This window comes from Aquabacterium sp. UBA2148 (genome assembly GCF_002328915.1).
In the GTDB taxonomy this organism is placed as follows: domain Bacteria; phylum Pseudomonadota; class Gammaproteobacteria; order Burkholderiales; family Burkholderiaceae_C; genus Aquabacterium; species Aquabacterium parvum.
This window is the reverse complement of record NZ_DCXA01000059.1, coordinates 1-8,921: the sequence shown is the minus strand read 5'-3', so window position 1 is coordinate 8,921 and position 8,921 is coordinate 1. Positions and strand designations below refer to the sequence as shown.

Below are 8,921 nucleotides of genomic sequence, written 5' to 3'. Positions count from 1 at the left end.
GTCGCAGGCGCAACCCGGGTAGGTGTTGTCGCGCCAGGTGCCGCCGACGTCACCCGCGCGCTCGAGCAGCACGAAATCTTCTTCGCCTTGCTCGCGCAGCTTGACGCCCATGCACAGACCCGAAAAACCCGTGCCGACGACGATGATGCGGTGGCGCTCGACGCCATCGCCCCCCGACGCGGGTTGCGCGGCGGGCGAGTGGAAGTGTTGCGGTTTCATGGTGGCGTGTTCCCCAATGTGCCTTGACTTTTGACAAAGATTCTTGTCAGAATAACTTTGACAATGATCCATGTCAACATAGGGATCTCCATGGAAGCCCCGACGCCCAATTCGCCCCTGTCTCCACGCCGCCGCTATGGCGGGGTCCTGCCTGAAGAGCGGCAGCGGCTGCGCCGTGCCAAGCTCATCGAGGGCGCCTTCGAGGTGTTCGGCACGAAAGGCTTTCACGCCGCGACGGTTCGCGAGGTCTGCGTGGCCGCTCACCTGACCGAGCGTTATTTCTACGAGTCGTTCAAGACGCTGCCGCAGCTGTTCATGGCCACCTACGGCGAGCTGCGCGACCAGCTCATGGCCCAGACCCTGGCCGTGCTCAAAGAGGCCGAGCCCACGCCGCTGGGCATGCTGGAGCCGGCCATCCGCGTCTTCCTGGAGTTCATCCGCGACGACCCCCGGCGAGGCCGCATCATGCTGGTCGACTCGCTGGGTGTGAACGACGAGGTGGCGGCGCTGAGTGGTGCCACCGCACGTGATTACTCGAACATGATGCGCCAGCACCTGCACCTGCTGGTGCCCAAGGCCCGACTCGACGAGGTCAACCTCGACCTGCTGGCCGACGGCATGATCGGCCTGAACGTGCTGCTGGCCGCGCGCTGGATGCAGGATGGGTTTGAAGAGTCGCTCGACAAGGTGGTGCAGACCAACCTGCTGCCGTATCAGGGCTTGCTCAGGCTGATGGCTTGAGGATCAGGCGACGCCTTTCGCTCGCTTTCACCGAATCGTTGACGTGACGAGCGCGTCCGTTCAGGGGCGGCATTGACCTGGGTCAAGTGGCCCAAAACATAAAGAAATCGACCCCCGCCAACATTGGCAAAGCACCTCAGCTGAAGCACCATGCACGCGCCGTTTGAACCGCGTGCATGCGGTCTTGATCGGCAATGGTCATTCAGATCCGAGGTTTCACGATGCCACTCGACGCCAGCGACGTCACCTTGATACTTGACGAGGTAGGGCGCTTGTCCACGCAAGCGATCCAACCTCAAGCGACCCCGTGGGAGCGAGTGATGGACGCCCCCACCTTCCATCAGCTGATGGCCGGCGTGGAGGGCCTGGGTGTGTTTCCCGAGGTGCCACTGGACGATTCGCCTGGCTTGTGGAGCGACCTGGGCGATGCCATGTCGGTTCAGCTCAGCCTGGGTATCTTGCGCGCCCTTGCCAAAGGCAATGCCGCGGTGGCGCTGGTCGCACACCGCCGCGCTCTGGTGCAATGGGTGCTGACCGTGTGCGGTGCAGCAGACGAAGTCACGTCGATGATCCCCGTCGACAAAGTGGCTTTCGCGAGCACGGGGCACCATGGCCTGGGGCGAGAAAGCCTGGGTGCATGGATCGCGCAAGGGCCTTTGTTGCCTGACGATGTGAGCATGCTGGGCGATTGGCTGGACCGCAGCCATGCGAGCCAGGTCTGGGCCTCACCGGGCTGGCAAGGCCTGCTGTGGCCTTGCTGGCGCGATGGCCTTGTGCAGTGGTGCGTGCAGCCTCGCCATGCCCTGCTTGTTCAGCGTGGTGCGCATCCGCTCGGGCTGAGCGAGTTGGAGATCGGGGCCGTTTGCTCAAGGACAGCGGTCCATGATGGCGAGGCCGATTCCAGTCTGGTGTGGCGCTCCAGCCTCGACGCCGAGGTGTCGCGCCAACTGTTGGCCAACGTCCTGAAGATGGAGTTCCTGGCCGCCATGGCGATGGGCCTGGGTGTGCAGGATCGCGGTGCTGCGCTGGCGCGCGAGTTCGCGGGCATCCGTCGCCAAGGTGGCACGCTCATCGAACGACACCCCGCTGTGCAGCAGATGCTGTGCGACATCGCGGCCTCGCAGCACCAGTTGCAGAACCTGCTTGGTGCGTTCGGGCGACCGCTCCATGAGCTGTCATTGACCGACATCGCCTTGACGCGCAAGGCCAGCAGCGATGCACTCGTTCACGCCTGCCACCAAGTGATCCAGGTGCACGGTGGCCTGGGTTACATGCGCGACGCAGGCCCCGAGAAACTCGTTCGAGATCAACACATGCTGCGCTGGATGGCGGGTGGCGTCGCCGCCTTGCCCCTCCTGCTCAGCGGACTTCAGCGGAGCCAAGCGTGACCTTGCACCCCCCATGCCTCGAGGGCCACGTTCCCTTGCACGATCCCTTGTCGCCGCGCTGGCAATTCGATGCACTGCCCCTGCTGGGTCGATGCTTCACGACCTACCCGCAGGCCGACCTGTGGGAGCGCGACACCGCCAACCTGCCCGCGCCGCTGCGCAAGGTGCGACGCCGAGCCCGGGAGTTTGCCGAGCAGCACATCGAGCCCCTTTCTGCGAGCATGGACCTGGCACCGCACTTGCCGCCAGGGCAAGCCCACCCCGAGGTGCTGGCCCTGCTGCAACGTGCCGGCCGGGAAGGCTGGCTGAGCTACTTCCTGCCCGCGCCCATCGGGTCCGCATCCTGGGCCACGCTGACCCAGCCGCTGGTCTGGCAGTGTTGCCTGGTCGTGGAGGAGTTCTCCCGTGCCTGCGGGGGGCTCATGCTGCTGTTGTCGGCCCATCACCTGGGCACGATGCCCTTGTTGCTGTCGGGTGACCTGGGCCTGATCTGGCGCTTGCTGCGGCCTGTCTATCAGGCCTGTCAGGCGGGTGATCCGCACCTGATGGCCTTTGCCATCACCGAGCCCGGCGCGGGCTCGGACGCGGAAGACGGTCATGGCGCTGCCTTGTACCGACCCGGCGTGGTCGCCAAACCCGTGGACGGCGGCTGGCTGCTCAGCGGCCGCAAGTGCTACATCAGCGGCGGCGACCTGGCCAGGTCGGTCACCGTCTTCGCTGCGTTGCAAGGCGAAGGCATGGCCTCGTGGACGTGCTTCCATGTCGACACGGCGCAGAGCGGCTTCAAGGTCGCGCGCACCGAGCTGAAGATGGGCATGCGCGCCTCGGGTGCCGCCGAACTGGAGCTGACGGACGTGTTCGTGCCGCACGATCGCGTGGTGGGCGGCTTGCGTCAGGGGTGGGCGCTCAACCGCGCCACCCTCAATGCCTCGCGCATGCCGGTGGCGTCGATGGGCGTGGGCTTTGCCCGCGCGGCCACCGAAGTGGCCGTGGCTTTCGCCCGCAACTACAAGCTGGGCGGCAAACCGCTCATCCACTATCAGGAAGTGCAATTGCAGCTTGCCCAGATGGTGGCCGAAACGCGCGCCATCCGCTCCATGGTCTGGCAGGAGGCCCGTCACGCATGGCGGCCGCGGCAGCTGATGGCGTCAGCCTGCAAGTTCCACGCAACCGACCGGGCTCAAAACGTCTGCGAGATGGCGCTCGATCTGCTGGGCGACCATGGCGCCGCGCACGAGGCCCGCATCGAGCGCATCTTGCGGGACGTGCGCCTGACGCGCATCTTCGAGGGCACGAACCAGATCAACCGACTCTCACTCATCGAAGACTGGCAGCCCCAGTTGCTTGATGCCCACCACTTTGCCGGAGTTTGACCATGTCGCACCCTGACTGGGATCAGGACGTCTTTTTTCAGTACCCGTTGAGCCGGTTCTCGACCAGCGCTGGCGAGATCGATCTGCCGATCCTGTACTACGACTGCTCGGTGGTGATGGCCTTGTTTCGGGTCGATGTCGACAAAGCCGCAGCCGTGGTGCGTGACCCGGACCTGGTGGTGGTGCCCGTGGTGGGTGGCCAGACGCTGGTCGGCGTGGCCTTCTACGAATACCGCCACACGGCCATCGCGCCTTACAACGAGGTGGGGGTGGCCGTCGCGGTGGGTCCTCGTGGCACGAGCGCGCCGCGCCCGGCGCTGTGGTCCCTGCTGGGCCCGCTCGACAAGAACCCCTTGGGGCTGCACATCGTGGACCTGCCTGTGACCACCGAGGCCGCTTGCGCAGCCGGACGCGAAGCCTGGGGCTATCCGAAGTTCGTCACCCCCATCGGCTTCGACCTGGAAGGCAAGTCCTTCCGCGGCACCGTGACCGACCCGCAAGATCGGTCCGATCTGGTCACCCTGGCTGGCCGTTTCGGGTTGGGTGTCCCGGGCCCCTTGCTCGACCTGGCCTTGTACTCGCGGCTGGAGGGGCAGATGCTGCGCACCCTGGTCAACACACGTGGCGGAGCCATCGTGTCGACGGGCGGCAGCCTGCGGCTTGATGTCTCGGCCAGCTCACGTCATCCCATGGCTGAGCGACTGCGGGCGATGGGCCTGGACGGTGCCAAGCCGGTTTGCGTCAGCCGCAGCGAGCGCCTGCAGTTGCGGCTGAACGCGGGGGCGCCCGTGGCAGCGCCCGAGCCCGCATCGCGCGCACCTGCGATGGCGGTGCGCTGAGCCCGGCGCGGCCTTCGGGGCGACGTGCCCCGATCGCCGCGTCAGCGACGCAAGAACTTCAGCTGGTGCGCCAGCATCTCAGGGAACAGCGGGTCAAAGTAGGGGTCGAAGTGGTTGGCACTCACCTCGATGACCTGCACGTTCGGGTTGCCCACGCGCTTGACCTTGTCCGACACAAAGGGTGCCACCGTGTCGCCCGTGGCGCCGATCATCAGCATCGGGATCTGCACGTCTTTCAGGCGCAGCCAGGGCCGATACAGCGGCATGGTGAGCACCGACCTGGCCGCCACGCGGTTGTCGTACTTGTGGTCCGGGTGAGCCGCCAGTGCCGCCTCCAGGGCCTCCAGGCCACCGTCGCGGTCCATCGTGCCGAATTCGCCCTGGCGGGACAGGGTCGGGATGGTGATGGGCGCCCCAGGCTTGAACTGGTCCGCCAGGCCCAGGCTGATGAACTTGATGAGCCGTCCGAGGGGCGTGGCCAGGGTCGCGGCCAGGCCATCGAGCATCGGCACCTGGACGATGGCACCCTTGAGCTCGGGGTGTTGCGTGGCCAGGTCCACCACGTGCCCGCCACCGAACGACGTGCCCCACAGCGTGATGTCATGGGCCAGCACCTGCGGTTGCGACTTCAGGTGAGCCAGGGCCGTGTCGGCCACGCGCGTTCTGCGCCAGGGGTTGATGCCCTGCCGCGGGAAACCGCCGCTGTCGCCCCAGCCTGGGTAGTCGAACTCCATCACCGCGAAGCCGGCATCGACGAAGCTCAAGGTGAACGACGGGGTCAAGGCCATCTGGATGCTGCCCCAGCCGCCCACCATCAGGATGGCGGGCAACTGCTGATCAGGCGGGGCGTCCTTCGGCACGTAAAGGGTGGCCGCGCACAGCGCGCCCTCGGCCATGAAGGTGGACTTGATGGCGCGCGCACGCTCCAGCGAGATGTTGGGGTAACGGCGAGAGGTCATGGGGTGCTTCCGTGATTCAGTGAATGCATGCAAATGAATGGGGGCTCAGAGCGCCATGGCCCGTGCGATGGGATCGCCTTGGACCTCATGGCTGGTGCGCCCTGCAGCTTGCCACCGCGTGCGCTGCAAGGCGAAGGCGGCCAGGCGGTTCACCGCGCTGGCGGCGGATGAGAGGAAGGGCGCCTGAAGCTGGAACACGTGCCAACGGCCCTCGTGCACCTCCAGCTTGCAGGGCACGCCACAGCGAGCGGCCAGTGCGCTCAATCGGGTCGAGTCGGATTGCAGCACCTCTTCGTCACCCACCTGGATCAACATGGGCGGCAGGCCCCGCAGGTCGGCTTCCAGCAGCGCTTGCCCGTCTGCAGGCGCATACCAGCGCACGGCTTGCTTCAGCCAGTCCACATGCAGCATGGGGTCGCGTGCCGACGCCGAGCGGACGGTGTCGCCCGACAGGCTCGTGTCCAGGAAGGGCGACAGCAGCATCAGCCCTGAGGGCAACGGTTCGCCCGCATCACGCAGCTTCAACGCCAGGCTCAGTGCCAGGCCGCCGCCCGCGGAATCGCCGCAGACCACGATCTGGTGTGGGGGCACGCCGCTTCGGAGCAGATGACGGTAACTGGACAGCGCGTCTTCCAGGGCGGCGGGCTGCGGGTGCTCAGGTGCCAGCCGGTACTCGGGCACCCAGAGCGTCATGCCAGCGGCCGCCAGGCGGGTGGTCAGGCTGCGGTGGGTTCGGGCGCTGCCCACGCAAAAGCCTCCCCCGTGCAGGTAAAGGAGCACGGGGCCTTGACCCTGCGTTCGTCGGGGTGAGACCACTTCCGTGGGCAGACCTGCGACATCTTTGCGATCGATGTTCACGCCGCCCACAGCAAGCATGAGCCGGGCGAGGGCGCCCACGATGGTGCGTTGCGCGCCGACCCCGACGGGCGGACGAACCAAGGCCTTGAAGGTCACGCGCAGCAAGGCCCTCAACACGCCTGCGCTGGCCGACTCCAGCATGCCCGCGGGCTCGGCGTGCCGCACCACCTGCCCGCCGCGGCGTTCGGGGCTGCTGAAGTGGTACGCGCTGAGCGACGAGTGGCGTGTGAGCCAGCGGTAGCCGAAGGTGAAACCGGGCCAGTTCGTGCTGTTGTGGCCGTTGGCGTCCACGTACCAGCTCTTGCAGCCTTGCCATACCGTGGCACGCAGGCGGTCCTGGATGGTGCTGTTGAAGCGAGAGTAGTGCTGTGCGTCGACCTCCACCGTGCTGGCGCTCGCCTGATTGGCGGCTTGCAGGCAGCGCATCACGTGGGCGATCTGGCTCTCCAGCATGTAGATGATGGAGCTGTGGCCCAGGTTGGTGTTGGGGCCGTAGAGCATGAAGAAGTTGGGAAAGCCCGGCACGGTCATGCCCAGGTAGGCTTGCGCGCCTTTTTGCCAGGCTTCGTTGAGGTCCTGCCCATCGCGACCCGTGATCGTCATGGGCGCGAGGAACTCCGTGGCGGCAAAGCCGGTGCCATAGACGATCGCGTCGGCTGGGTGATGCCGCCCGTCCACCGTCTCGACGCCATCGGCCGTGATGCGGCGGATGCCCTGGGTGACCAGGTTCACATTGGGCTTGGCCATGGTGGCCAGGTAGTCGTTGGACAGCAGGATGCGTTTGCACCCGATGGGGTAGTCGGGCGTCAGCTGCTCGCGCAGCGCGGGGTCTTGCACCTGCTTGCGAAGCAGCGCCTTGAAGGGCAGGCCCACCGCCAGGTCCATCACCGACTTGATGCGCGTGAAGCCGATGGCGCGGCTCTCGTACTGCGCATAGATGCGGGCCCGGTGCAGCTTCATCGTCCAGGGCAGGGCGCGGAACAGGGCCTTGCGCCAGCCAGCATAGGGGCCATCGGGGCGCGGCAGGATGTAGGCGGCCGAACGCTGAAACACCGTCAGCTTGCTCACCCGGTCGGCGATGGCGGGCACGAACTGGATGGCCGAGGCACCGGTGCCGATGACAGCGACGCGCTTGCCACTCAAATCATGGTTGTGGTCCCACAGGGCCGAGTGGCAGACGTGGCCCTTGAACTGGTCCATGCCCTCCAGCTTGGGGTAGACCGGGCGGCTGAGCTGCCCTGTGGCCGTGACCACTTGACGGGCTTGCAGCACCTCGCCACTGGTCAAGCTCACGGTCCACAGCGCGAGGCCTTCGTCAAAGCTTGCCCGCGTCACCTCGCTGCCAAAGCGGATGGAGGGCAGCAGGCCGTGCTCGCTGGCGCAGTGCTGCAGGTATTGGTGGATCTCGGCCTGCCGAGCAAACACCCGTGACCAGTTCGGGTTGGGCTCGAACGAGAACGAGTACAGGTGCGAGGGCACGTCGCAAGCGGCGCCAGGGTAGGTGTTGTCTCGCCACACGCCGCCCACGTCACCCTGCTTTTCCAGGATGAGGAATTCGCCCAGCCCCGCCTTCTTCAAAGCGATGGCCATGCCGATGCCGGCGAAACCCGAGCCGATGATGATGGTGTGGAAAGGGGCGCTGCCCTCTGAGCCGGTGCGGTGCATGTGTTGAAGCCTCACGTTGCGACGAGGGTCTGCTCCCCGAGCGCGAATCATCCGCAAATCCACCTGCACGGAGAATGTTGACTGAGGTCAAACGCTTTATGATTTAGGCCAAAGACATTGGTGTTCACCCTTCATCAGCCCTCCATGAATTTCTGGGATTTCAAGCGCAGTTCGGCCAGCGTGCGGCTCCTGGTCGAGTTCGGGCAGGAGCGCGGCCTGGACGCCGCCAAGGTCCTGGCGCGCTCGGGCCTGAAAGAAGCCGACCTGGCGGACCTGTCCATCGAGCTCGACGCCAGCCAGGAGCTGTGCGTGGTGGGCAACCTCATCCGCGCGTGCAAGCAGCCCGGGCTGGGGCTGGAGGTGGGCATGCGCTACAACTTCGCCTCGTACGGGTTGTGGGGCCTGGGCTTGATCAGCAGCGCCACAGCGGGTGACGCCTTGGCGCTGGCCTTGCGGTTCATCCCCCTGACGTTTGCGTTCTGCCGCATCTCGGGCGGCCTGGACGGCGACACGTTCACCGTCACCTTCGAGGCCCCGGACGTCGAGCCTGCGGTGCAGCGCTTCCTGGTTGAGCGCGATGTGGCGGCGGCCGCGCGCTTGATGAAAGAGGTGCTGGGGCCGGATTTCGCCCTGTCTCGGTTCACCCTTGAGCACACGGTGGAGCGCGGCGCTGGCCGCATCGAAGACCTGGTGCGCGTGGTGGGGGTTCGACCTGAATTCGGCGCCCGCAGCAACAGCTTGACCTCTGACAGCAAGCTGCTGGCCTTGCGGCTTCCGCAGGCCAACCCGGTGACGGTGGCGATGTGCGAGCGGGCCTGCGAAGAGTTGATGGAGCGGCGCCGTGCCCGGTTGGGCACCGGTGAATTTTTGCGGCAATAC

The 8,921-nt window shown here is 66.2% G+C and carries 8 protein-coding genes; 5 read left to right on the top strand and 3 right to left on the bottom strand.

All coding sequences use genetic code 11. The annotated features are described in order from the left end of the window. Positions 1–219, bottom strand: a 219-nt coding sequence (locus B2W70_RS03335; protein WP_286742842.1) for an NAD(P)-binding protein, incomplete at its 3' end; no start/stop codon positions are given. A 90-nt stretch (positions 220–309) separates the two neighbouring features. On the opposite strand from B2W70_RS03335, the gene B2W70_RS03330 reads away from it, so the two are divergent. From B2W70_RS03330 to B2W70_RS03315, 4 genes are all read left to right on the top strand, one after another. After that, positions 310–960 (top strand): TetR/AcrR family transcriptional regulator, encoded by a 651-nt coding sequence (locus B2W70_RS03330; protein WP_286742840.1) that lies wholly within the window; start codon positions 310–312, stop codon positions 958–960. Positions 961–1,280: 320 nt separating this feature from the next. Further along, complete coding sequence (locus B2W70_RS03325; protein WP_286742837.1) at positions 1,281–2,348, top strand: acyl-CoA dehydrogenase family protein; 1,068 nt, start codon at positions 1,281–1,283, stop codon at positions 2,346–2,348. Between the two features lie 35 nt (positions 2,349–2,383). Beyond that, positions 2,384–3,721 carry an acyl-CoA dehydrogenase family protein gene (locus B2W70_RS03320; RefSeq protein WP_286742834.1) on the top strand — a complete coding sequence of 446 codons (1,338 nt, stop codon included), beginning with the start codon at positions 2,384–2,386 and terminating at the stop codon, positions 3,719–3,721. A gap of 2 nt (positions 3,722–3,723) precedes the next feature. Further along, positions 3,724–4,560: an acetoacetate decarboxylase family protein gene (locus tag B2W70_RS03315; RefSeq protein ID WP_286742832.1), complete on the top strand. Its 837-nt coding sequence runs from the start codon at positions 3,724–3,726 to the stop codon at positions 4,558–4,560. A 41-nt stretch (positions 4,561–4,601) separates the two neighbouring features. On the opposite strand, the gene B2W70_RS03310 is transcribed toward B2W70_RS03315, so the two are convergent. Together B2W70_RS03310 and B2W70_RS03305 are read right to left on the bottom strand one after the other, a co-directional pair. Further along, positions 4,602–5,519, bottom strand: a complete 918-nt coding sequence (locus tag B2W70_RS03310; protein WP_286742829.1) for an alpha/beta hydrolase — start codon at positions 5,517–5,519, stop codon at positions 4,602–4,604. A gap of 45 nt (positions 5,520–5,564) precedes the next feature. Then, positions 5,565–8,042 (bottom strand): flavin-containing monooxygenase, encoded by a 2,478-nt coding sequence (locus B2W70_RS03305; RefSeq protein ID WP_286742827.1) that lies wholly within the window; start codon positions 8,040–8,042, stop codon positions 5,565–5,567. Between the two features lie 144 nt (positions 8,043–8,186). On the opposite strand from B2W70_RS03305, the gene B2W70_RS03300 reads away from it, so the two are divergent. After that, the coding region (locus B2W70_RS03300; protein WP_286742826.1) for an AraC family transcriptional regulator at positions 8,187–8,921 on the top strand (735 nt) is incomplete at its 3' end.

Coding starts and splice junctions, on each gene's coding strand:
- B2W70_RS03325 (WP_286742837.1), top strand. CDS start 1,281: ATGGACGCCCCCACCTTCCATCAGCTGATGGCCGGCGTGGAGGGCCTG.
- B2W70_RS03315 (WP_286742832.1), top strand. CDS start 3,724: ATGTCGCACCCTGACTGGGATCAGGACGTCTTTTTTCAGTACCCGTTG.
- B2W70_RS03305 (WP_286742827.1), bottom strand. CDS start 8,042: ATGCACCGCACCGGCTCAGAGGGCAGCGCCCCTTTCCACACCATCATC.
- B2W70_RS03330 (WP_286742840.1), top strand. CDS start 310: ATGGAAGCCCCGACGCCCAATTCGCCCCTGTCTCCACGCCGCCGCTAT.
- B2W70_RS03310 (WP_286742829.1), bottom strand. CDS start 5,519: ATGACCTCTCGCCGTTACCCCAACATCTCGCTGGAGCGTGCGCGCGCC.